Below are 22,898 nucleotides of genomic sequence, written 5' to 3'. Positions count from 1 at the left end.
GTATCTACAGACTTTAGGTTTTCCAGATTTTAGGAGTTTTTTAATGAAAACCATGTTTGCCAATGGGGTGCGTGGTGCGGCGACGCTGTTTTTGTTTGCGGTGGTGTTTACAGCTTTAATGGCGGGCACTTATCAGCTGACGCGCAAGAAAGTCTTGTTTAACGAAGAAAAAGCCAAAGTGGCGCTGATTGCTCAGGTATTGCCCGCCAAAAGCTTTGATAACAATCTGCTGAAAGATGCCCACGCCTTGTCGGCAGCGGATGGAAAAGTATTGGGTAACGATGGCGATAGTTTTTTTTATCTGGCAAAAAAAGCCGGTAAAACGGTCGCCGCCGTATTTGAAGCCACCGCGCCGGATGGTTATGCGGGCAAAATTAAATTGCTGGTTGGCGTGGATGTTGATGGCCAGGTGCTGGGCGTGCGCGTCGTAGCGCATAAGGAAACGCCGGGGCTGGGGGATTATATCGACGCGGCCAAATCGCCATGGATAGAGCAATTTAAAGGCAAAGAGCTGAACGCCCAGAATGCAGCAGCATGGAAAGTTAAAAAAGACGGCGGTGGCTTTGACTATATGGCCGGCGCCACCATCAGCCCACGCGCGGTGACCGCAGCGGTAAAACGAGTGCTGGAATACGTGGCCAGCAAACCGCAGCTTTGGAGTGCGGTAAGTTAAAGAAGGTCTGTAGATACAGACCTCACCGAGAAAAGTATGTAAGTAAACGGTAGTTGAAGTTTATCTCTTGCAAAACCTTGAACCACAGAGGACACAGAGAGCACAGAGTTTCACAGAGGAAATTCAAAAGGGAGCTTAGGTTTTCTCTGTGGAACTCTGTGTCCTCGTTTTACTCTGTGGTTCAAGATTTAAATTTTTTCAGAGGGAAACTCATCTGTGCTGTGAGTTACTGCTTTTAATTGCATCACGTCATGGAGCAGCAAGTGAGCAAAGAAATTATCAGAAATAGCATCTGGAAGCAGAATGCGGGTTTGGTGCAGGTTTTAGGCATGTGCCCCGTGTTGGTGGTTTCCAGTAATATTGTGAATGGCGTATCGCTGGGCTTGGCGACGAGTTTGGTGATGTTGGTTTCTGGCGCGGCCATTGCTGCGATCCGGCAATTTGTGCCCAATGAATTACGCAGCCCAATTTTTATTCTGATCATCGCAGCGCTGGTTACGGTGGTTGATTTATTGTTCAACGCCTACGCGCATGGCCTTTATGTGGTGCTGGGGATTTTTATTCCGCTGATTACCACCAATTGCATTGTGCTGGCGCGTGCCGAAGCCTTTGCCTCCCGCAATAGTGTTTGGGATTCGGCTCTCGATGGGTTTTTTATGGGCATTGGTCTGACGATGGTGCTGGCGGTATTGGGAGGGATGCGCGAGCTGGTGGGCAAGGGCACGCTGCTCTCTGGCATCGATCTGGTGTTTGGCCCCGCCGCCAAAGCGTGGACAATTTATATTATCCCCGCCGATATGCATTACCAGTTTCTACTCGCCATTCTTCCCCCCGGCGCATTTATCGGCCTTGGGCTTTTGATTGCTGGCAAAACTGCAATGGATAAAAGAGCCGCCGCTAAGGCGCAACTTGAACGGCTACCAGATGCTGTGCCGAATCACTGAGTTTTTGGCCTACCTGCTGCTGGCCTGCTTGGTTTGGTGGCTGATGAGCATGGGCTTTTGGGGCCAGCTGGCGGTATTGATTTTGGGCGTAGTGGTTCTTGTTGTGGCGATGTATTACTACTTCCAAGTAATGAGTGGGCCTTGGGATGAGTGGGACGAGATGTCTGATGATGATATGTAGGGTGGAACAAAATCGTGCCACCCTAAGATGGGTTTTTTTAAATTAAATACACAGGTATCCCATGGCGTTAAAAATATCTAAAGAAGCTGAAGCATTATTAGTGAAGTCTATTTGCCGTTATTTTGATGCCAATATGGATGAGCCGATTGGTGGTTTGCAGGCGGCGCAGTTATTGGATTTCTTTATGCAGGAAATCGGCCCTAGTGTTTACAACCAGGCTATCGCTGATGCGCAGGCCTATATGCAAGACAAAGCGCTGGATATGCCGGGCACTTGTTTTGAGCCAGAAATGAATTTCTGGAATAAAAAATGAATAAAGAAACCCGGCGTATTTTTTATCAGCGCCTTGCCGATCTAGACCCCAATCCCACCACCGAGCTGAACTACAGCACGCCATTCGAGCTGCTTACTGCCGTTTTGCTCTCGGCTCAGGCTACCGATGTGGGCGTCAACAAAGCCACAAAGCGTTTGTTCCCCGTTGCCAACACACCCGAAAGCATTCTGGCGCTGGGGTTGGAGGGGCTTGAATCCTATATCGCCACTATCGGCCTCTATCACAGCAAGGCCAAACACCTGCTGCAAACCTGTCAGATGCTGATCGATTTGCACGGCAGCAAAGTACCGCAAGACAGAGCATCGCTTGAAGCGCTGCCAGGTGTGGGCCGGAAAACCGCCAATGTGGTGATGAACACGGCTTTTGGCATACCGACCATTGCCGTCGATACGCATATCTTTCGCGTATCCAACCGCACCGGCTTAGCACCAGGCAAAGACGTGAAAGTCGTCGAAGAAAAACTGCTCAAAGTGACCCCCAGTGAATTCAAACTCAATGCTCACCACTGGCTTATCCTGCACGGCCGCTACGTGTGTAAAGCGCGTAAACCCGAATGCTGGAGCTGTGTGGTGAATGATGTGTGTGATTACAAACCCAAACAAATCACTCCGCCACCGGGGCGGTGAGGGGATGTTTATGAGTCTTTAGGGAGCGGTTTTTGTATCTATTATTGAAATCGTTAATCCAAATTGGGGTCGTGGCTGTGAGAGATAAATCCCAAGAAAAAATGCAGGTCGATAATATTTAACTTTGTGAATTTTAGTCTTTTGCCGGCTGGATATTAGGAGCTTGAATATGATCGACATTCATAAAATTACTATTTCTCGTTCACAGCTTGACGCTATTCCTGATGACGAGAGGAAGCTATTAGTGCTTATTGCTCATGCTGCCAATGAACTCAATATTTTTGCAAAGCTTTTTCATTTTTCTGCTGGAGGGTGTTCTGATAATCCGATTTTGAAAAATGCAGAAAAGGCTCAGACCTTTGCTTTGGGGCGGGTGTTGACGGGGAAAATTTATGAATGTTGGAATTTGCTTCAGGTGGCATTCTTTAAACGCCCTGCCTTGTCACGGACATATATCTCGCGGTTTGATCAAGAGGCGGAAAAGGCGTTAAAGGATGTAAAGCAATATTTTGGGAAGGGTAGTTTAATATCAAAAGTGCGAAATAAGCATGCTTTTCACTATTCTTTAGATCAAATAGATGCCGGATACCATGCTTTAGGCGAAGGTGACTCACTTGATATTTATTTATCGAAAAATTGTGCAAATAGACTTTATGTTTTTGGTGAGAGTATTGCTGGTCGAGCAATGTTAGAAACAATTATGGTTGGTGATGCAGAAGGGGCATTAAGGCGACTCATTGACGATACCAGTAAAATGGTGAGTCTTATTAATATCGTGATTGGAGAGATTATTGAGATTTGTATTAATACTCATCTTGGTGGAACACTGTACACATTGGGTGCACAAGTAATTGAGATAGAAGCCCCCAGTTCTCAAGACGTTATCATCCCCTATTTCATTGAAATTGAGAGAACAGAAGAATGAAATTACAAATAATTCTGGTTAAATTTGTTTTAATTGTCGCCTTTTAAGCCACAAATGTAGCTTAAAAGGCGACAATGTTTTGGTGGTACTAATGTGGTATCAAGATGCTTTAGTGCAATTACTAGAGTCGTATCAGTATCAATCCTTCTGCTTTACCATCACCTGCCATCTCCAAACCAATAAGGCAATGGCGATTGCTGCGTGTATTGCGCTGATTAAAATGCTGGCAATCGCGGATGTGCGGCTGATGGGCATCAGGATGGATGCCAGGCTTTCCAGTCCGCTGCTGTGGGCTAAGAAGGGGAGCAGGCCGTTGATGATGGCCAGATAGAGCAGGCTGCTGGCGAGCACCCGTTTGCTATTGCTATTCAATGCGAGGAATAAGCAGATGGCGCTGTCTCGCAGCAAGATCAGGGCGATGGCGAGTGGGGTGCTGCTGAGTACGGAAAACTCGTCCACACCTGATCCGCTAGCCAGCAGTGCAAAAACGAAAGACAGCATGAGGGTTGTTGGCCAGAGCGGCAGATTAATCAGTGCCCCGTGCCAGTTCTGGCTTTGAATGCGGGTGATAACACGTTGCCAGACGGTGAAGCCATTTGGCTCTGCAAAGAGCATGGCATAAGTCATCACACTGCAAATAATTAGCCCTGGTATTGCCCAGTTTTCATGTTTAAAGCCAGCTATAAATCCTGCCAGCAGGCAGGCAAACAGCGGCCATGCCCATGGGCGAGTACGGACTTGCAGCGCATTTTGCATGAGCCTCCATGCAGCAAACACGCTGCAAATGGCAAAGAAAGAGCCTGCCAGCAGCTGAAATTGCAGCGGCAAAAAGGAAATATCCCACCATACAATTGGCGTATCGCCCATTTCAAACAGGCTGGGCATCATAAAAAAGGCGGGAATCGCCAGCAGCAAATTAAAGCTGCCCCGGCGGTTTTGGGCCAGATCGGATTGGCCCAGTTGCAGATTGATCACCAGCGCAGAGCCATGCAGCAAAAGGCCGATGGCAATCATTGATAGCGCCTTGCTAATGGCATTGATTGGGCTGGCGGGCAGCTCTGCCACAAGCAGCATTAGCAGGCAGAGTGCGCCGCCATACCAATTAAACAGCGTTGCGCCAAATAGTTTGCCCCAGGTCATTTCCCACGGGCTAAGCGCACTCATTCTTTGCTGATCCCAGGTGTGATCACGCTGCTCGTCACCAATGGCGGCGGCAGCATTTTTTGTGCCCCACAGCCAGACTATCCCCACAAATAGTGTGACAGCAGTGCTGCCCAGTTTGCTTAGTTCAGTGTTCATTCCTACGGCTAAAAAAATCAGCGCAAGGATGGCAGGCATGCCGATTAAGCGTGGTGTAGAAAAAGTCAGCCAAAGATTGCGTTTGAATTCAGGATTCATTTTGTGTCCTTGCTGGCGATGGTGCGTAAATAAGCTTGTTGCAAGTTCTGTTCGCCAAAGCTGCTGATGGCGAGGCCAGATTGGATCAGCTCCGCTAGTAATTGGGCTTGCTCATCGCTGCTGCCGCTGAAATCAAACTCGGCGTGATTATCACTATTTTTGCTGAGCACAACGCTGGAATGGGCAGCCAGTATTTCGGCAAGGCGCGGATTGGGGCTGGCCAGGCTGAGCTGCAAGGCTCTGCTGCTTGTGCCGTGTGAGCCATTTGATAGCGCACGGTGCTCGAGGATTTTTCCGTCTTTTAGCACCAGCATATGGCTGGAATAGGCTTCCAGCTCGGCCAAAATATGCGACGACACGAGCAGCGTCATGCCACTGGCTTGCAGTTGCCTGAATAATATTGCCAGCTCATTACGCGCTTCCGGGTCTAGACCCGATGCGGGCTCGTCCAGTAGCAATACCTGAGGTGCATGGATAATCGCCTGCCCGATGGCTACGCGTTGGCGCAAGCCTCGTGACAAGCTGCTGGCTTTTTGTCCCAAGCGATCTTGTAAAGACAAGCGCTGCGCCGTGCTGCTGATGGCGGCAGCGATGGCTTCTTTGGCAAGCCCTTGGGACGCCGCCGCGTATTCCAAACATTGCGCCACAGTTAAATCTTGGTAGAGGCCAAAGAAATCTGATAAATAGCCCATCTGCCGATGCACCGCGCGTGGCTCTTCCTGAACATCTAAACCCGCCACAGCAATCGAGCCGGAAAGTGGTGTTTCAAGACCAGCAATGCAGCGCATCAAGGTCGTTTTACCCGCGCCATTGGCACCTACCAGCGCTGTAACGCTGCCACGCTCTACGCTCAGATTCAATTGATTTAACGCCCGGTGGCCGGGGTAATCAAAGGTAAGGCCAGAAATTTGGATCATGGAAGTCTCGGGTTGATCTGACTAGGTTTGACAGCATCATACTGGATACAGACAGGGAATTATTGTTAGGATCTGATGTTACGCAGCGGAAACCCAAATCTTAAAACACGGAGGACACAGAGAACACGGAGTTTCATGGAGAAAACCTTAATAACTCGCCACTTACTTATTTCTTCCACACTGGCTTTATTACAAAAGTTTTGTTTTTCTCCGTGCTCCTCCGTGTTCTCCTTCCCTCCGTGGTTCAAGATTTGGGTTTGATTGGGGGGAGTGTACTCACCCATAAATCATCAATATTAATCGGAATAAAAATGGCAGAAAATTTACTGATTCAAGGCAATAGCAAAGAAGAGCTGTACCAAAATCTGATTCCGCAAGCTTTGGCTTTAATTGAAGGCGAGAGCGATTTGATTGCCGCCATGGCCAATGTCTGCGCCGCCATGCATCACACCTTTGGCTGGCTTTGGACGGGCTTTTATATTGTGAAGCAGGATGAGTTGGTGCTTGGGCCATTTCAGGGGCCGATTGCCTGCACCCGTATTCAAAAAGGGCGCGGTGTGTGCGGTAGCGCCTGGGCTCAGGCGCAAACGCTGGTGGTGCCGGATGTAGACGCCTTTGCCGGGCATATCGCCTGCTCGTCCTTGGCCCGTTCGGAAATCGTTTTGCCACTGATTAATAGCGATGGCGTGGTGCTGGCGGTGCTGGATGTTGATTCCGCCGAGCTGGCGACGTTTGATGAAATCGATGCTAGGTATCTGGCGCAGGTTTGTGAGGCTTTAGCCCGCTTGTTTTAAGTGGAGGGACCGCCCCCGATCAGCGGCAGGCCTGCCCATGTTAAACTTCGCCCGCTTTCACTCTCAAGGTTTTTCATGCTGCATCTCTTAAATACTCCGCAACGCGAGGCCGTCGTTTATCTGGGCGGGCCTTGCCTCGTCCTGGCTGGTGCTGGCTCGGGCAAGACGCGGGTGATTACGCAGAAGATTGCGTATTTAATTGAGAAGGCGGGCATGAATGCCAAAAACATCGCTGCGATTACCTTTACCAATAAGGCCGCGCGCGAGATGCAGGAGCGGGTGGGGGCGCTGCTGCCAAAAGAGATGCTTAAGGGGCTGACGGTTTCTACCTTTCACTCCTTGGGGCTAAAAATGTTGCGCGAGGAAGCGCGGCATCTGGGCTATAAGCCGCAGTTTTCTATTCTGGATTCGGCAGACGCCGCCAAGATTATTAGCGAGCAACTTGTCACCACCGATAAGCAGCTGATTCGCAGCAGCATGAGCCAGATTTCCATGCTCAAAAACGACCGTATTTCGCCGGACAAGGCCTTGGCTATGGCGCAATCAGAGGGCGAGTTGCAACTGGCTAAGCTGTACCGCTCTTATCAAGACACCTTGTTTGCCTATCAGGCCTTGGATTTTGACGATCTGATTCGCCTGCCGGTCGATTTATTTGAAGCGCATCCCGAAGTGCTGGAAAAATGGCAAAACCGTCTGCGTTATTTACTGGTCGATGAATATCAAGACACCAACACCACCCAGTATCAATTGGTTAAGCTTCTCAGTGGTGTAACGGGGTTGTTTACTGCCGTGGGGGATGATGACCAGTCTATTTATGCTTGGCGTGGTGCGAATGTGGATAATTTGCGCCTCCTGCAAGAGGATTTTCCTAAGCTGCAGGTGATTAAGCTGGAGCAAAATTATCGCTCGATGGCGCGTATTTTGCGCTGCGCTAATGCGGTTATTGGCAATAATCCTAAATTATTCGAGAAAAAGCTTTGGTCTGATCTAGGCGTTGGCGATCCGATTATGGTGATCGAAACCAAAACCGAGGAAGAAGAAGCGGCCATGGTGTTGGATCATCTGGAGTCGAGCCGTTTTTTAAGCAATGGCAAGTATTCCAACTATGCTATTTTGTACCGCGGCAATCATCAGGCGCGGATTATCGAAAAGCAGATGTGGGGACGCCGCATTCCCTACGTGATTTCGGGCGGGCAATCGTTTTACGACAAGGCCGAGATAAAAGACGTGCTGGCTTATTTACGGCTGATCGCCAATCAAGACGACGATCCGGCGTTTATTCGTTCTGTCACTACGCCTAAGCGAGGCGTGGGCAATGTGACGCTGGAAAAACTGGGCAGCTATGCTGCCACACGCAATGTATCTTTTTTTGCTGCCGTGTATGAAGAAGGCTTTATTCATCAGGTGCAAGCTGCTCAATACGAGCCTTTGCGCCTTTTTTGCGATTTTATTAATCGTATGCAAGACCGTGCAGCAAAAGAGCCAGCCGGGCCTTTATTAAATGAGTTACTGCTGGGGATTGATTTTGAAACATGGCTGTATGAAAACGACGAGCCACGCCCAGCCGAGGCCAAGTGGAAAAACGTTCTCGATTTAGTCGCCTGGATTACTAAAAAAGGCGAGGAAGACGATAAAAGCCTGATTGATATCGTGCAAACCATCGCGCTGATCACCATGCTGGAAGGGCGCGATGAAGAAGATGTCGATGCGGTGAAGTTATCGACGCTGCATGCTTCTAAGGGGCTGGAATATCCGCATGTGTTTTTGATCGGCTGTGAAGAAAATATCCTGCCGCATCAGAACTCGATTGAAAGCAATATGGTGGAAGAAGAGCGGCGGCTGATGTATGTGGGGATCACCCGCGCCCAGCGCTCCCTGACTATCAGCTATTGCGGCAAGCGCCGCCGCGCGGGTGAATGGCAAATTACCGAGCCGAGCCGCTTTCTAAAAGAATTACCCCCCGAAGATGTGGTCATCAGTGGTCGATTGGCAGGGGACAAGCCCAAACCCGCCATGAGCAAGGAAGAGCGAAAAGCTAAAAACGCCGAGCTGATGGCAAGGATCGGTAAGTAAGACGGCTTGAGTTTTTTCTTGGTCTCAACGTAAATTAATGCGATGTCATGTAGGGAGCGGGGAAGCTGCCCTAAGCATGATTCATGCTGATTGATACGTGGTGGATCATAGAGCAATGAACCGATGATCTTGCCCGGCACGTATTAGATTTGTATTGCCCCTTTACCCTTCATGAATTGCAAGCATTCTCCTTTTCCGCTTTGGCGGAACTTGCCATGGCGTCTGCGCTCGAATTAGCGTTACGCTATTTCAAGGCTTACATACTTACTGATTTACATCTAAGAATTATTTTTGGGGAAGCGTATTCTGTTTGGCAGGTGCTCTATGTTTATCTCTGCGCGTTATTCACTCATGCGGAATAAACAATATATGGCATCCGCTTTAGTGATTCTTGCCTACGTTGATTTGCCCGATGGTGCACTTTTTATGCGCATGATTAAAACAACACTTTTGGGCGGTGAAAATCTCCTCTTTTAGCTAAAATCTCAGTGAGTTATGGGCTAATTCATGCTAAGGGGATAGTCGCAATAGGCTTGGGCAAAGATGTGTGCTTGCACAAAGTAAGCATTTTGTAGGTATGATCGCGAGCAAAATCAAGAAATCAGAAAGAACTATCGAAGATATATTTTTGATTTGAAGATTCCCCCTTATTCAGGAGTAAGACCTAATGATCAGAGGCACAAAGATTGTTGCAACCCTCGGCCCCGCTTCCAACGACCCTAAGGTCTTGGAACAGCTGATCGTCGCTGGGGTAAATATGGTCAGGCTGAACTTCTCCCACGGCACCGCACAAGACCATACTGACAGAGCCAATCTGGTTCGATCTATTGCTGATCGCCTTGGGCAATCTGTTGCGGTTCTGGCTGATTTGCAAGGCCCGAAGATTCGTGTGGGTAAGTTTGAGCACGGCAAAATTGAGTTAGAAAAAGGCGCAGCGTTTATTCTGGATGCCGCTTGTGAGCTGGGTAATCAGGACTATGTTGGTTTGGATTACAAAGAATTGCCAAATGATGTAGAGCCGGGCGATATTTTATTGCTGGATGACGGCAAAATTAAGCTGGAAGTCATTTCGGTAACGGGCGTTAAAGTATTAACCAAAGTTTTGGTGGGCGGCACCCTTTCTAATAATAAGGGTATCAATCGTCAAGGCGGCGGCTTAACTGCGCCTGCGCTGACCGAAAAAGACATGGCCGACATTAAAACAGCGGCTGCATTGCATGCTGATTATGTGGCGGTGTCTTTTCCTAAAAGCGGCGAAGATATGCTGTTGGCGCGCACTTTACTGTTGGCAGAAGGCAGCCATGCGGGCTTGATCGCTAAGATTGAACGCACTGAAGCCATTACTAATTTGGTCGACATCCTCGAAGCGTCCGACGGCATTATGGTGGCGCGTGGTGATTTGGCCGTTGAAGTGGGCGATGCTGCTGTTCCTGCCTTGCAAAAGCGCATGATCAAAATGGCACGTCAGATGCGTAAATTGTCGATTACAGCTACGCAAATGATGGAATCGATGATCACTAGCCCAGTGCCAACGCGCGCTGAAGTTTCTGATGTGGCCAATGCGGTGCTCGATGGCACTGATGCGGTGATGTTGTCGGCGGAATCGGCGGCGGGTAAGTACCCTGTAGAATCAGTTGAAGCGATGCTGCGTGTTTGTCAGGAAGTGGAAAAACACGCCGATATGCAAAGCGATAATGATTTTATTAGCGATGCTGTTGTTGAGCGTATCGATCAGGCGATTTCGATGGCGGCGGTTTACGCGGCCAGCCATTTGCCGATGAAGGCGATTGTGGCGCTGACAGATTCAGGGACTTCGGTGCTTTGGCTGTCTCGTTATATCAGCGCGGTGCCTATTATGGCAGTGACTCAGAATATAGCCACTTACCGCAAGCTGGCCTTGTACCGCCATGTTCAGCCGACTCTGATGCCAGAATCGGTAGGTAACGAGCGCGACGCACAAATTGCACACGTGAAAATGGCTCTGGTGCGCGATGAGCGTGTTGTACCGGGCGATTGTGTTGCCATGACTTGGGGCTCGCAGGCTGGTTTGGGCGCGAATACGCTGCAAATTGTTAAAATCGACACATCAATCGCTTAATAATTCTATTAAAACGTTGACGATGCAGATGTAAGTCAAACGGCGTGATGCTCTGGCAGCTAGGCAAGCAGGAGCAAACGCCGTTTTTTATGTGGGGATATCCCCTTGGGTGAGTTAGTTTTGCCGGTGGTATAGTGGCACAACCTTTTAAACAGGAAGTGATACCCATGCGTAAAGGGGTATATGCAGGCAGTTTTGATCCCGTGACCAATGGTCATCTGTGGATGATTGAGCATGGTGTAGGTATGTTCGATGAAATGATTGTTGCGATTGGTGATAATCCAGATAAGTCTTACACTTTTAGTTTGGCCGAACGTTTGGCCATGCTAAGAGAAACCACCGCACATCTTCCTTCCTTGCGTGTGGAATCCTTTGAAAATTCATTTTTAGTGAATTACGCCCGCGAGCAAGGTGCTAATTTTATTTTGCGTGGTATTCGCGAAGCGGCCGATTATGAGTTCGAGCGCAAAATGCGCTATGTAAACGCTGATCTGGCTCCGCATATCGACACTGTCTTTTTAATGCCACCGCGAGAAATCGCCGAAGTCAGCTCGACAATGGTGAAAGGTCTTGTTGGCCCCGCTGGCTGGCAAGGCGTGGTAAGGCAATATGTGCCCGAGCCGGTATTTAATCGCTTTCTTGCGCTGAGGGCTGGCCGTACCTCAACCTTGAGTCTGGATATCTCTGAAACAAAGGGTGCTTAGCTTAGGGCGTACTTGAAGCTCCGCTTGCGAGAGCGCTGTGCGCCATATTCCCCCGCCTGTTACACTTCTGCTTTTATATGCTCAAGATTTTATAAAAATGGCTGATATCGCTAGCTTTCGTAACCGCTTTGCCAAAAACGTTAAGCATTGGGGCAAATGGGCCCGCCGGCAGGGCATTACTTGCTACCGTGTATATGATAGAGATGTACCCGAATTTCCTGTTATCGTTGATTTTTACGAAGGCCGTGTGCACTTGCAAGAAGTGGCAACCGGCTGGATGGAAAGCGATGAAGACCACGCTGCCTGGCTGGAAGCGATTCGCAATGCTTGTGCCGAAGTGCTAGAGATTGACGAATCTGCCGTGGTGCTGAAATTACGTCAGCGGCAAAAAGGCCTGCAGCAGTATGAAAAGCTGGAAGGCGAGTTGTCTGAAGACTTTGTGGTACAAGAAGGTGGCAATAAATTCTGGGTGAATTTAGGTGCTTACTTAGATACCGGCTTGTTCTTGGATCACCGCAATACTCGCCAGCGTGTGATGGAAGAAGCCAATGGCAAGCGCTTCTTAAATCTATTTAGCTATACCGGCTCGTTCAGCGTTTACGCTGCAGCGGGAGGAGCCACGCATACCACCACCGTGGATATGTCGAATACTTATCTGGAATGGGCTGAGCGTAATTTCGCTTTAAATGGCATGGATCCATCTCGCCATCAGCGCGTGCGCGCCGATGTGTTTGAGTTTTTATCTGAAGCTTTAAGCGAAAGTACCCGCTACGATCTGATCGTAATGGACCCGCCATCTTTTTCTAATTCCAAAAAAATGAACGGTATTCTGGATATCCAGCGTGATCATTCTTGGCTACTAGAAAGCGTGCTGGCCTTACTGAAACCGGGCGGCGTGCTGTATTTTTCCAATAATCTACGCACCTTTACGCTGGATGACTGGCTTAAGCCAATGTGCACTGATATTTCTGGGCAATCCGTACCAGAAGACTTCCGCAACCGCAAAATTCATCAGTGTTTTAGGTTTGTAAAAGCCTGATTAGGTTTGAAAGTTCTGTAGGCACGGAGCACACAGAGGACGGGAAGAAAATCTGCGAGCAAAGCTGTAGGCTGCTGATTTTTTCTGAGTGTGCTCTGTGTTCTCCCTGTTCTCTGTGTCTACAGACTTGAGTATTTTATCTTCTGTACGTCCCCGCTTGTTTGGATTATCCCGTCAATGAACAATCCCTATTTTTCCTATCCTCTCGTTCTGGTTGATTTAGAAACCACCGGAGCGAACCCGAATTCGGATCGTATTACCGAAGTGGGCATTGTGCAGATCGACGAACAGGGCAGCCGTAGCTGGTCGCAACTGGTGAATCCTGGAAAAGAGATTCCTGAGTTTATTCAGGAGTTGACCGGCATTAGCAATGAAATGGTCGCCGATGCGCCACCCTTTGCCGATGTGGCGGAGCAGGTACTAGAGCTATTACAGGGGCGGGTGTTTGTCGCGCATAACGCGCGTTTTGATTACGGGTTTTTAAAGCAAGAATTCAAACGCCTCAATATGCGTTTACAGGCGCAGGTACTGTGTACCGTTAAGCTGTCACGCAAGCTTTACCCTACTGAGCATAAGCATAGCCTGGATGCTTTGATTGCACGTTACGGGCTGACCTTTGTTGGTGGTCGTCACCGTGCTCTCACCGATGCGGAGCTTTTGCAGCAGTTTCTGGATGTGGCGCTGAAAGATCACGGCTTTGAGGCGCTGCATCAGGCGATTGCCGAATTGTTACGTCAGCCTGCCTTGCCGCCTGCGCTGGACCCCGTCCAGATTGATGAGTTGCCTGAGTCTTCCGGCGTTTATATTTTTTACGGCTCGGACGATGTGGCGCTTTATATCGGCAAAAATCACAATATCAGAAAGCGCGTACTGGCTCATTTTAGTGATGCCAATCCTAAGGAAGTGCAGCTGGCTAAGCGTACTCAAAGGCTGGCCTGGCATGAAACATCGGGCGAGTTAGGTGCGGTGCTACTGGAAACCAGTCTTGTTTCCCAATTAGAGCCAAGCTACAACCCGCCTCAGCGACGGATTAAAGAACTAGGTGGGTGGCGCTTAGTCTCGAAAGACGACGTACTACAGCCCTATTGGACGCCGTGGACCGAGGTGGGCAGCGAGCCAGTATTCGGCCCGTTCCGTTCGCGCCGCGAAGCCGCCAATGTATTAAATAAAATGATTGATGGTCATGGACTTTGTCGACAGATTTTGGGGCTAGAGCCTAAGCCCAAGTCGCTTGCGCCTTGCTCGGCATTCTTAGAAAACCGTTGTCGAGGTGCCTGTGTGGGGCGCGATATCACTCATAACGCCCGCTTTTCTGCCGCAATAGAGCGTTATCGCTTTCCGTTGTGGCCCTACAAGGGGGCAGTTGCTCTGGCAGAAGGCCCTGAATGGGCACCAGTGTTACAGGTGTTCGATCAATGGTGCTATCTGGGTGCGATCAACCACATTGACGAGCTGCCCGCCCTAATGGCCAAGCCACGTAAATTTGAACTGGATGTGTTTAAGCTGATTCAGAAAGAATTCAAAAAGCAGGGACATAAATTGCAGAAGCTTGGGCGTGGTAGCGGGGCAGAAAGTCAAAAAGATCTGTAGACACAGAGCAAAATAAGGACACAGAGAATACAGAGAAAAACGAAGGATTATGTTTTCTCTGTGTCCTGCTTTTAATCTCCTCGTTCTCTGTGTCTACAGATCTTGGGTTTTTAAGCCGCGTAAATCACAAACACGGTTGGGCGTTTGTGTAGATCGGGTTTAGGCCCGCTTTTCCAGTCTGCGGCTGTTTTACTCACGATAAACTCGTTTGGCGTTGTTAAATCGCAGGCCACTGTGAGTTGGGTGCTGCCTTTTAAACCGAGTAAAAGCGCATCAAATAAAGCGCCGTTGCGGTAAGGCGTTTCGATCATCAGCTCGGCTTGTTTATTGCGGTATGAGTCGTTTTCCAACTGGCGAATTGCTTCCAGGCGAGCAGGGTCTTGCGAAGGAATATAGCCGTTAAAGCGAAACTTCTGGCCATTTGCGCCTGCCCCCATCAGGGCGAGCAAGATCGATGAAGGGCCGACCAGCGGCGCTACTTTAATGCCTTTGCGGTGTGCTAAACGGATCAAGTTTGCACCGGGGTCGGCTACGCCAGGGCAGCCTGCTTCGCTCATCAAGCCTACATCATGACCATCCAGCAGCGGTTTTAGCAGGGCACTGAGCGCGTCTTCCTTAGTGTGCTCGTTCAGCTCTTCCATCCATAGGCTGCGCAGCTCGTGTGGTGTGCCAAATTCTTTTAAGAAGGCGCGTGCAGTTTTAGGCGCTTCAACAATAAAGTGCGTTAAGCGCTGCGCGGTGGCAAGTACGTCCGCCGGAATCACGCTGGCCAGTGTGTCTGTACCCAGCGGGACAGGAATCAAATACAGGGTGCCGCTCATAGCAGTGGAAATCCTTCGTTTTTTAACATGGTAATTAATTCAATCAGCGGCAGGCCAATAATGGCGGCAGGATCTTTGCCCTCGATGGCGGCAATCATCATAATGCCAAGGCCTTCAGTTTTGGCGCTGCCAGCGCAGTTGTAGGGTTTTTCGCGCTGCAAGTAGGATTCAATCTCGGCATCGGAGTAATCACGCATCGTGACGCGGGTAATATCTACATAATGCTGCTCATGGCCTGTCGCTGTGTTGTAAAGGCAAAGTGCGGTATGAAATGCCAGTGTATGGCCGCGCATTTTACTTAACTGATGAACGGCACGCTCATGGTTGCCGGGTTTTCCTAGCTGTTCGCCATTTAAAAGGGCGACTTGATCTGAGCCAATAATCAGGCTGTCCGGGTATTGATCAGCAAGGACGCGGGCTTTAGCAATCGCGAGACGCAAGCTGGTGTCGCCTGCTGTTTCGCCGGGCAGGGCGCTTTCATCTAAATCTGGCGCAGCAGTCTCAAAAGAGATACCGAGCCGCTCCAGCAATTCTTTGCGATAGGGCGAGGTAGAAGCGAGGACTAAACGAGGTAAGTGCATGGATTTGTTAGACTCTTACGTAAATGACTTTGACAGGGCTAGTTAAGAGATTGTATCATGCGCGGTTTCTTGTATTCGTTCTGGTTCCTTATGACTGTTATTCACAGCGGTCAATTCGCGCTTGAAGGCGAAAAGATTGAAGGTACGATCCCGCTGTCCAAGTTAGGCCGCTTACATGATTTGCTTGCTAGTACTGAGGGCAGCATGGTCTGGAAGTTGTCTAGTGGCATTGATAAGTTAGAGCGGCCGTGGTTATTTGTTGATGTGGAAGGCGAAGTTCAACTCGTTTGCCAACGTTGCTTAAAGCCCATGCCCTTTTTTGTTAATGTGGGTAGCACTCTCGTACAGTTTCCAGACGAGGCCCATCTTGATGATGCGGAAAACGCTGACGAAGATCTCGAAGGTATCGTTATCGATCCCGAGCTTGACGTTATTGCGTTGATAGAAGATGAAATTCTGCTTGCCTTGCCCTTCGCGTCCCGACACGAAGACTGTGGTGCAGATCGCATTGTTTTAAAAGATTCAAAACCGAATCCGTTTGCTGTCCTGGCTCAGTTGAAAACCAGGGAAGCGGAATAAACTGTCAATTAAACTGGTTTTCAAGGAGCTACAATCATGGCTGTTCAACAGAATAAAAAGTCCCCGTCCAAGCGTGGCATGCGTCGTGCACACGACTTCCTGACCGCTCCGGCGCTGGCAGTTGAAGCTACGACTGGTGAAGCACATTTGCGTCACCACATCTCCCCAAATGGCTTTTACCGCGGTCGTCGCGTTATCAAAGCTAAGGGCGAGTAATCCCTTTTACAGCCTCAGGGTTGTAATATGCGGCGCAAGTGGGCAACCCTTGCGCCGTTCGCCGTTCTGGATTCCCCAGTCTGTGCCTCATTGGAGCCGTGATTGAAGCGTTTTTTTCCTGCTGGTCAGAGATTAGCTGCGAAAAATAGCTCTCCTGCTCCTTATAGGACTTTTAGCCCCCGATGGATATCACCGTTGCCGTTGATGCAATGGGTGGCGATCATGGCTCGCACGTTACTGTGCCTGCAGTGCTTCGCTTCCTAAAAGAATTTCCCGATGTGAATGTTGTGCTGGTTGGCCTGCCTGACGTTCTTGCGGTTGAATTAAAAGCTTGCCATGCCACGGTAGGCCCTCGCTTGCGTGTTCATGCCGCTAGTGAAGTGGTCACCATGGATGAATCGCCTCAGTCGGCGATGAAGAATAAAAAAGATTCTTCGATGCGCATGGCGATTAATTTGGTTAAATCTGGCGAAGCCAATGCCTGCGTTTCAGCAGGCAATACCGGCGCGCTGATGGCCACTGCCCGCTTTGTGCTTAAAACCATTCCGGGGATTGACCGGCCTGCCATTGCCAAGATGATGCCTTCTAGTCGCAACGAGACTTGCGTACTGGATTTGGGCGCTAATGCGGTATGTACTCCGCATAATCTTCTGCAATTTGCCATTATGGGCTCGTCGCTTGTGGCGGCGACTCGTCATATTGAGAACCCGACAGTTGGCTTGCTCAATATTGGTTCAGAAGATCAAAAAGGTAATGAAATCGTTAAAGAAGCTTCCGAGTTACTGAAAGCTTCCCGCCTTAATTTTTATGGCAACGTTGAAGGTAATGATATCTATCGTGGCTCGGTCGATGTGGTGACCTGCGATGGTTTTACTGGCAATGTCGCTTTGAAAGCTTCGGAAGGTTTGGCGAAGATGTTGGCTGAATTTTTAAAACAAGAATTTACCCGCAGCTGGTGGACGCGCATTATTGCGCTCTTGGCGTGGCCGGTACTGGCGCGTTTTAAAGCCAGAGTTGATCCGCGCCGTTATAACGGCGCATCCTTGCTTGGCTTAAAAGGCATCGTGGTGAAAAGCCATGGTAGCGCAGACAAAGTGGCTTTTTATTGGGCACTGAGGCAAGCGATGGATGAGGCACGCTCGGGCGTGATTCAGCGCATCACTGAACAGGTTCAAGATCAGCTCGCAGAATTGGCAGCTCAAGAGGAGTAATTGCAAAACGTAGCGAGAGGCCTGAGGACAATGCGAAAAATGGTGAAAAACCGCAATTTACAAGTAGTAAATGAGAATTTTGAGCCATTTTTTAACGCAGTAATCAGGCCTCGCAGTTGGTTTGCAATACTCCAAGAGATTGTCATCGAATAAGGGGTTATGTATGTACGCTCGCATTGTTGGCACAGGTTCTTATTTACCGTCTCGTGTGGTTTCGAATCAGGAAATCGCCGAGCGCGTTGAAACAAGCGATGAGTGGATTTTTTCGCGCACCGGTATTCGTGAACGTCATATTGCCGCTGAAGGCGAGATGACGTCTGATATGGCTTTGAAAGCCATTGAGGCCGCGATTGCTGCTGCCGGTGTCAGCAAAGAAGAAATTGATTTGCTGATTGTGGCGACCACAACAGGCGATCAGGTTTTCCCGTCTACTGCATGTATCTTGCAAGATAAATTAGGCGTACATGGTTTTCCGGCGTTTGATGTGCAGGCGGTGTGTGCCGGATTTATTTACGCACTGAGCACTGCAGAAAAATTTGTAAAAACCGGCGCTTCCAAGTGCGCAGTAGTGGTGGGGGCTGAAACGCTGTCACACCTCGTTAATTGGGATGATCGCGGTACATGTATTTTGTTTGGCGATGGTGCGGGCGCGGTTGTGTTGAAGCCATCCGCAGAAACGGGTATTTTAGCCACGCATTTGCGCGCGGATGGTCGTTATCGTCATATTTTAAAAGCAGACGCTAAAGTTAAATATGGTGCTTTAACGGGCAGCCCTTGGCTGTATATGGAAGGCAATGCGGTCTTTAAATTTGCAGTGCGAGCCTTGGCAGATATTGCAGTAGAGACGCTTGAAGCCGCAGGCATTGAGCAATCAGAAATCGACTGGCTGGTGCCGCATCAGGCGAATATCCGTATTATTGAATCTACCGCAAAGCATCTTGGTTTAAGTATGGATAAAGTAGTGGTGACGGTGGCCGAGCATGGTAATACGTCTGCCGCATCGATTCCCTTAGCGTTAGATACCGCGGTGCGGGATGGCCGGATTAAAGCAGGCCATAAAGTGTTAATGGAAGGGATTGGCGGTGGTTTTGCCTGGGGCTCGGTGTTAGTCCAGTTTTAATTCTTAACGGCGCTGCAAGAGCGCCGTTTGACTATCCGGCATTAAAATAACTGTTTGAATTTGGCTAAAGTGATGCACTTTAGCGGCGTGTAGGAGAAAACAATGGCATTAGCATTTGTGTTTCCGGGCCAAGGCTCACAATCGATCGGCATGATGAATGGCTGGGCAGATTTGGCCGTAGTGAAAGCAACGTTTGACGAAGCTTCAGCGATCTTAGGGCAAGATTTATGGCAAATGGTTGCCGATGGCCCGAGTGAGTTACTCAATGCCACCGTTAATACCCAGCCCCTGATGCTGACTGCAGGCGTGGCCGTGTGGCGCGCTTGGCAAGCTCAGGGTGGAACACAGCCGGACGTATTGGCAGGGCATAGCTTGGGCGAATATAGCGCACTGGTGGCAGCAGAGGCTTTATCTTTTGGTGATGCACTGCAATTGGTTCGTTTGCGTGCTGAGGCGATGCAAGAAGCCGTGCCAGTGGGCACGGGTGCGATGGCGGCAATTTTAGGCTTGGCAGATGCCGAAATCATTGCGGCTTGTGAGGAAGTGGCTCAGGGTGATGTGGTCGCCGCAGTTAATTTTAACTCACCGGGGCAGGTAGTGATTGCGGGTAGCAAGGCGGCTGTAGAGCGCGCTTGCGAGGCTTGCAAGGCGCGTGGTGCTAAGCGAGCGATGTTATTACCAGTGTCTGTGCCGTCACATTGCGCTTTAATGCGCCCTGCCAGTGATAAGTTGAAACAAAAGCTGGATACAATCGTCATCAATACGCCTGTGATTCCAGTCTTGCATAATGCCGATGTGGCCGCATATAGCGATGCAGCACAAATTAAAGACGCGCTGGTTCGTCAGCTTTACGAGCCAGTACGTTGGGTGGAAACGATTGCCAAAATGGCAAACGATGGCATTACCGTGATTGCTGAGTGCGGGCCGGGAAAAGTATTGGCAGGCTTGAATAAGCGAATCGCAACAGAAGCACAGCAAGTGGCTTTAGTCGACGCTGCGGCACTGCAAACATTACAAGCGATGCTGTAAGCATTTGTAGGGCGGGTGCAACCCGCCGTGGTGTTTAATAAGCACTTAGTAAAACGGCGGGTTGCACCCGCTCTATGATTTGTTGCTTTAGTGATTGATGGAGATTTTGCATGAGTTTTGAAGGTAAAGTGGCACTGGTAACGGGTGCATCACGAGGAATCGGCCAAGCGATTGCGCTTGAGCTGGCTCGTGCGGGTGCGCTGGTGATTGGCACGGCCACCACTGATGCGGGTGCAGAGGCGATTACAGCCTATTTAAAAGAAGCGGGAAATGCAGGTTGTGGTTTACGTTTGCAAGTAACTGAAGAGAACGCTTGCGAAGAGATTATTGACTCTATTACCCAACAATTTGGCCCAGTGGCTATTCTCGTCAATAATGCGGGGATTACCCGTGATAACCTCCTGATGCGCATGAAGGACGAAGAATGGGATGCCGTGATGGCCACCAATCTGCGTCCGGTGTATAAGCTATCAAAGGCCGTGATGCGTGGCATGATGAAAGCGCGTTGGGGACGGATTATTAATATTGCTTCGGTGGTGGCTGCTACAGGTAATCCTGGGCAAACTAACTACTCTGCGGCTAAGGCCGCCCTGTTTGGCTTTACTAAATCGCTGGCACGCGAGATCGGTTCCCGTGGTGTGACAGTGAATGCAGTCGCCCCTGGTTTTATCGATACCGACATGACAAAGTCGCTTGCAGATGAACAAAAGGCTAAACTGGTCGAACAAATTGCCTTAGGATGCTTAGGTAATCCACAAGATATTGCAGATGCGGTGAGTTTTTTGGCGTCAGATAAAGCTGCTTACATTACGGGTAATACCCTGCATGTAAACGGCGGAATGTATATGAATTAAGGCAGTATCCATGCTGTAGGCAGCTTTATTTTGCCGCTCAGCGTGGTTTTTTGGTTGTGCATTTAACCGAAGTTACTCGACAAACGTTTGCTGTGACTGTTTTTTTGGTAGAATGCCGACGTTTTTTTTAGTAATTAAGACAAGGCTTGGGACATAAATTCATGGAAAACATCGAACAGCGTGTTAAGAAGATCGTTGCCGAGCAACTTGGCGTGCCGGAAACAGACGTTAAGATTGACTCATCGTTTGTAAACGACCTCGGTGCCGATTCTCTCGATACCGTTGAACTCGTCATGGCACTGGAAGAAGAATTCGAGTGTGAAATTCCTGACGAAGACGCCGAAAAGATTACTACCGTTCAGCAAGCTATTGACTTCGTCAGCAGCCACCTGAGCAAGTAATTCGTTTTCTCGAGGCCTCTGCGATGAGCGTGTAAGCGTTGATTGTAGAGGTCTTGTTCCATCTGGCCTATATGGCCATCTCACGGAGACTGCCCCGTGTCTAAACGCAGAGTAGTTGTCACTGGCTTGGGACATGTCTCGCCGGTAGGCAATGATGTGGCTTCCGGTTGGGCAAATTTGCTCGCTGGTCAGTCTGGCATCACCCAAATTACCCGTTTCGACGCCAGCGACCTGGCCTGCACCATTGCTGGTGAAGTCAAAGGTTTCGATATTACCGAGTACATCTCGGCAAAAGACGCACGTCGTATGGATGTGTTTATCCATTACGGTATCGCAGCCGCTTTGCAGGCCATTAAAGATGCAGGCCTCGATGATGTTGCTGATCTGGATAAGACGCGCGTCGGTGTGAATATTGGTTCTGGTATCGGTGGCCTTTGGTCTATCGAGCAGACCAGCGCGGCGATGATTGAAAGCGGCCCGCGTAAAATTGGCCCGTTCTTTATTCCGGGTTGCCTGATTAATCTGGTTGCAGGTCATGTAACTATTTTAAAAGGCTATCAAGGACCAAGTTACGGCATCGTTTCTGCATGTACTACCGGTGCGCATAGCATTGGTGATGCGGCTCGTATTATTCAATACGGTGATGCAGATGTGATGGTGGCTGGCGGTGCTGAAGGCGCGATTTCCCGCCTTGGCATGGGCGGCTTTGCTGCAATGAAAGCGCTTTCTACCCGTAATGACGATCCAGCTACTGCATCCCGTCCTTGGGATACTGGCCGCGATGGTTTTGTGATGGGCGAAGGCGCGGGTGTGTTGGTGCTTGAAGAGTACGAGCATGCTAAAAAGCGTGGCGCTACCATTTATGCCGAGCTGATTGGCTTTGGTATGAGCTCAGATGCTTACCATATTACTTCGCCAACGGCAGAAGGCCCGGCGCGTGGCGTGACCAATGCCTTGCGGGATGCAGGCATTAATCCTGATGAAGTGGATTACGTGAATGCTCACGGCACATCGACTCCACTGGGTGATGCAAATGAAACCAATGCGCTGAAACTGGCCTTTGGCGATCATGCCAAGAAGCTGGCGGTGAATTCTACTAAATCTATGACTGGCCATTTATTGGGCGGTGCGGGTGGTGTGGAAGCGATTTACTCAGTATTGGCCCTGCATCACCAAGTTTCGCCGCCCACCATCAATATCTTCGAGCAAGATATCGCTGGCGGTTGTGATCTGGATTATGTGGCGAATACCGCCAGGGATATGAAGATTGGCGTTGCAATCTCTAATTCCTTCGGTTTTGGCGGCACGAACGGCACGCTGGTTTTCCGTAAAGTTTAAGTGCATAGCAAGCAAGAAAAAAGGCTACTTCGGTAGCCTTTTTTGTATTTCATATTAAGGTTTATTCATGCCGCTGCAAAGTGTAGTTGAGTTTACTGATATCAAAACCCTGCTCTTTGGCAATATCGAGCGCGGTGTTTAAATCCTGACTGCTGATAGACTGGCTGCGAGATAGCAGCCATAGGTATTTGTGGTTGGGATTGCCAACCAATGCCCATTGATAATCATCCCCTATGCCAAACACCCAGTAATCGGCGGAGAAGGGCCAGAAGAAGCTGACCTTTAGTTTGCGTTGCCACTATGTGGAACCACGCTGGCGTAGCCATCAGCCTCTGCAAAGCTGCCATCTTGCTTGCGGCAGCGATTTACTACATTAATCCTGTCATCTGCCTTGCTATATTCTGCCGTAGTGTCGGCCACGCACATGTGCTGAAAATACATCGGAAAGCTAG

Annotated in this window: 25 protein-coding genes and 1 pseudogene; 21 read left to right on the top strand and 5 right to left on the bottom strand. The window is 49.5% G+C overall.

Annotation, left to right across the window (positions count from 1 at the left end):
* Positions 1-43: 43 nt before the first annotated feature.
* From rsxG to VN23_RS15000, 6 genes are all read left to right on the top strand, one after another.
* Positions 44-673 carry an electron transport complex subunit RsxG gene (rsxG, locus tag VN23_RS15025; protein ID WP_046351391.1) on the top strand — a complete coding sequence of 210 codons (630 nt, stop codon included), beginning with the start codon at positions 44-46 and terminating at the stop codon, positions 671-673.
* 263 nt (positions 674-936) lie between these two features.
* Positions 937-1,617, top strand: coding sequence for an electron transport complex subunit E (locus VN23_RS15020; RefSeq protein ID WP_231743268.1), 681 nt, complete (start codon positions 937-939; stop codon positions 1,615-1,617).
* Positions 1,598-1,798, top strand: coding sequence for a hypothetical protein (locus VN23_RS15015; RefSeq protein WP_046351393.1), 201 nt, complete (start codon positions 1,598-1,600; stop codon positions 1,796-1,798). The genes VN23_RS15020 and VN23_RS15015 overlap by 20 nt, the downstream gene beginning before the upstream one ends.
* A gap of 61 nt (positions 1,799-1,859) precedes the next feature.
* Positions 1,860-2,111: a DUF2164 domain-containing protein gene (locus VN23_RS15010; RefSeq protein WP_046351394.1), complete on the top strand. Its 252-nt coding sequence runs from the start codon at positions 1,860-1,862 to the stop codon at positions 2,109-2,111.
* The gene (nth, locus tag VN23_RS15005; protein WP_046351395.1) at positions 2,108-2,758 is read left to right on the top strand and encodes an endonuclease III; all 651 of its coding nucleotides are present in this window, start codon (positions 2,108-2,110) and stop codon (positions 2,756-2,758) included. Before VN23_RS15010 ends, nth begins: the two co-directional genes overlap by 4 nt.
* Positions 2,759-2,927: 169 nt before the next feature.
* Positions 2,928-3,683 carry a hypothetical protein gene (locus VN23_RS15000; protein WP_046351396.1) on the top strand — a complete coding sequence of 252 codons (756 nt, stop codon included), beginning with the start codon at positions 2,928-2,930 and terminating at the stop codon, positions 3,681-3,683.
* A 138-nt stretch (positions 3,684-3,821) separates the two neighbouring features.
* Here the strand turns inward: VN23_RS15000 and VN23_RS14995 are convergent, their stop codons facing one another.
* Both VN23_RS14995 and VN23_RS14990 read right to left on the bottom strand, forming a co-directional pair.
* A complete protein-coding gene (locus tag VN23_RS14995) occupies positions 3,822-5,081 on the bottom strand; it encodes a hypothetical protein (protein WP_052746526.1) in 1,260 nt (419 codons plus the stop codon).
* Complete coding sequence (locus tag VN23_RS14990) at positions 5,078-5,998, bottom strand: ABC transporter ATP-binding protein (protein WP_046351399.1); 921 nt, start codon at positions 5,996-5,998, stop codon at positions 5,078-5,080. The genes VN23_RS14995 and VN23_RS14990 overlap by 4 nt, the downstream gene beginning before the upstream one ends.
* A 311-nt stretch (positions 5,999-6,309) precedes the next feature.
* Here VN23_RS14990 and VN23_RS14980 point away from each other — a divergent pair, with 311 nt between their 5' ends.
* From VN23_RS14980 to VN23_RS14955, 7 genes are all read left to right on the top strand, one after another.
* On the top strand, positions 6,310-6,792 hold the full coding sequence (locus VN23_RS14980) for a GAF domain-containing protein (RefSeq protein WP_046351401.1): 483 nt from the start codon (positions 6,310-6,312) through the stop codon (positions 6,790-6,792).
* 75 nt (positions 6,793-6,867) lie between these two features.
* Complete coding sequence (locus VN23_RS14975) at positions 6,868-8,865, top strand: UvrD-helicase domain-containing protein (RefSeq protein WP_046351402.1); 1,998 nt, start codon at positions 6,868-6,870, stop codon at positions 8,863-8,865.
* 324 nt (positions 8,866-9,189) lie between these two features.
* Positions 9,190-9,342: a hypothetical protein gene (locus VN23_RS21860; RefSeq protein ID WP_156455209.1), complete on the top strand. Its 153-nt coding sequence runs from the start codon at positions 9,190-9,192 to the stop codon at positions 9,340-9,342.
* Positions 9,343-9,532: 190 nt separating this feature from the next.
* On the top strand, positions 9,533-10,963 hold the full coding sequence (gene pyk / locus VN23_RS14970) for a pyruvate kinase (RefSeq protein ID WP_046351403.1): 1,431 nt from the start codon (positions 9,533-9,535) through the stop codon (positions 10,961-10,963).
* A gap of 167 nt (positions 10,964-11,130) precedes the next feature.
* Positions 11,131-11,667 carry a pantetheine-phosphate adenylyltransferase gene (gene coaD, locus VN23_RS14965; RefSeq protein ID WP_046351404.1) on the top strand — a complete coding sequence of 179 codons (537 nt, stop codon included), beginning with the start codon at positions 11,131-11,133 and terminating at the stop codon, positions 11,665-11,667.
* Positions 11,668-11,764: 97 nt separating this feature from the next.
* Entirely contained in the window at positions 11,765-12,706 is a 942-nt protein-coding gene (locus tag VN23_RS14960) for a class I SAM-dependent methyltransferase (RefSeq protein WP_082752797.1), read from the top strand.
* A 177-nt stretch (positions 12,707-12,883) separates the two neighbouring features.
* Positions 12,884-14,296, top strand: coding sequence for an exonuclease domain-containing protein (locus VN23_RS14955; RefSeq protein WP_046351406.1), 1,413 nt, complete (start codon positions 12,884-12,886; stop codon positions 14,294-14,296).
* A 110-nt stretch (positions 14,297-14,406) separates the two neighbouring features.
* Here VN23_RS14955 and VN23_RS14950 read toward each other — a convergent pair whose 3' ends face one another.
* Positions 14,407-15,117, bottom strand: coding sequence for an SAM-dependent methyltransferase (locus VN23_RS14950; RefSeq protein WP_046351407.1), 711 nt, complete (start codon positions 15,115-15,117; stop codon positions 14,407-14,409).
* On the bottom strand, positions 15,114-15,698 hold the full coding sequence (locus VN23_RS14945; RefSeq protein WP_046351408.1) for a Maf family protein: 585 nt from the start codon (positions 15,696-15,698) through the stop codon (positions 15,114-15,116). The genes VN23_RS14950 and VN23_RS14945 overlap by 4 nt, the downstream gene beginning before the upstream one ends.
* Positions 15,699-15,755: 57 nt before the next feature.
* On the opposite strand from VN23_RS14945, the gene VN23_RS14940 reads away from it, so the two are divergent.
* From VN23_RS14940 to fabF, 8 genes are all read left to right on the top strand, one after another.
* Complete coding sequence (locus tag VN23_RS14940) at positions 15,756-16,277, top strand: YceD family protein (protein ID WP_052746527.1); 522 nt, start codon at positions 15,756-15,758, stop codon at positions 16,275-16,277.
* A gap of 36 nt (positions 16,278-16,313) precedes the next feature.
* Positions 16,314-16,493: a 50S ribosomal protein L32 gene (gene rpmF / locus VN23_RS14935; RefSeq protein WP_046351409.1), complete on the top strand. Its 180-nt coding sequence runs from the start codon at positions 16,314-16,316 to the stop codon at positions 16,491-16,493.
* A gap of 182 nt (positions 16,494-16,675) precedes the next feature.
* The gene (plsX, locus tag VN23_RS14930; protein ID WP_046351410.1) at positions 16,676-17,704 is read left to right on the top strand and encodes a phosphate acyltransferase PlsX; all 1,029 of its coding nucleotides are present in this window, start codon (positions 16,676-16,678) and stop codon (positions 17,702-17,704) included.
* 163 nt (positions 17,705-17,867) lie between these two features.
* Positions 17,868-18,824: a beta-ketoacyl-ACP synthase III gene (locus tag VN23_RS14925; RefSeq protein ID WP_046351411.1), complete on the top strand. Its 957-nt coding sequence runs from the start codon at positions 17,868-17,870 to the stop codon at positions 18,822-18,824.
* Positions 18,825-18,926: 102 nt separating this feature from the next.
* Positions 18,927-19,853 (top strand): ACP S-malonyltransferase, encoded by a 927-nt coding sequence (gene fabD / locus VN23_RS14920; protein ID WP_046351412.1) that lies wholly within the window; start codon positions 18,927-18,929, stop codon positions 19,851-19,853.
* Between the two features lie 110 nt (positions 19,854-19,963).
* Complete coding sequence (gene fabG / locus VN23_RS14915; RefSeq protein WP_046351413.1) at positions 19,964-20,707, top strand: 3-oxoacyl-ACP reductase FabG; 744 nt, start codon at positions 19,964-19,966, stop codon at positions 20,705-20,707.
* A gap of 161 nt (positions 20,708-20,868) precedes the next feature.
* Positions 20,869-21,108, top strand: coding sequence for an acyl carrier protein (gene acpP / locus VN23_RS14910; protein ID WP_046351414.1), 240 nt, complete (start codon positions 20,869-20,871; stop codon positions 21,106-21,108).
* A gap of 96 nt (positions 21,109-21,204) precedes the next feature.
* Positions 21,205-22,446 (top strand): beta-ketoacyl-ACP synthase II, encoded by a 1,242-nt coding sequence (gene fabF, locus VN23_RS14905; protein ID WP_046351415.1) that lies wholly within the window; start codon positions 21,205-21,207, stop codon positions 22,444-22,446.
* Between the two features lie 61 nt (positions 22,447-22,507).
* On the opposite strand, the pseudogene VN23_RS22180 reads toward fabF, so the two are convergent.
* Positions 22,508-22,887, bottom strand: a pseudogene (locus VN23_RS22180) (lipocalin family protein).
* Positions 22,888-22,898 lie beyond the last annotated feature (11 nt).

The sequence above is a fragment of the Janthinobacterium sp. B9-8 genome (genome assembly GCF_000969645.2).
Taxonomy (GTDB): domain Bacteria; phylum Pseudomonadota; class Gammaproteobacteria; order Burkholderiales; family Chitinibacteraceae; genus Iodobacter.
This window is presented reverse-complemented; position numbering and strand designations above follow the sequence as displayed.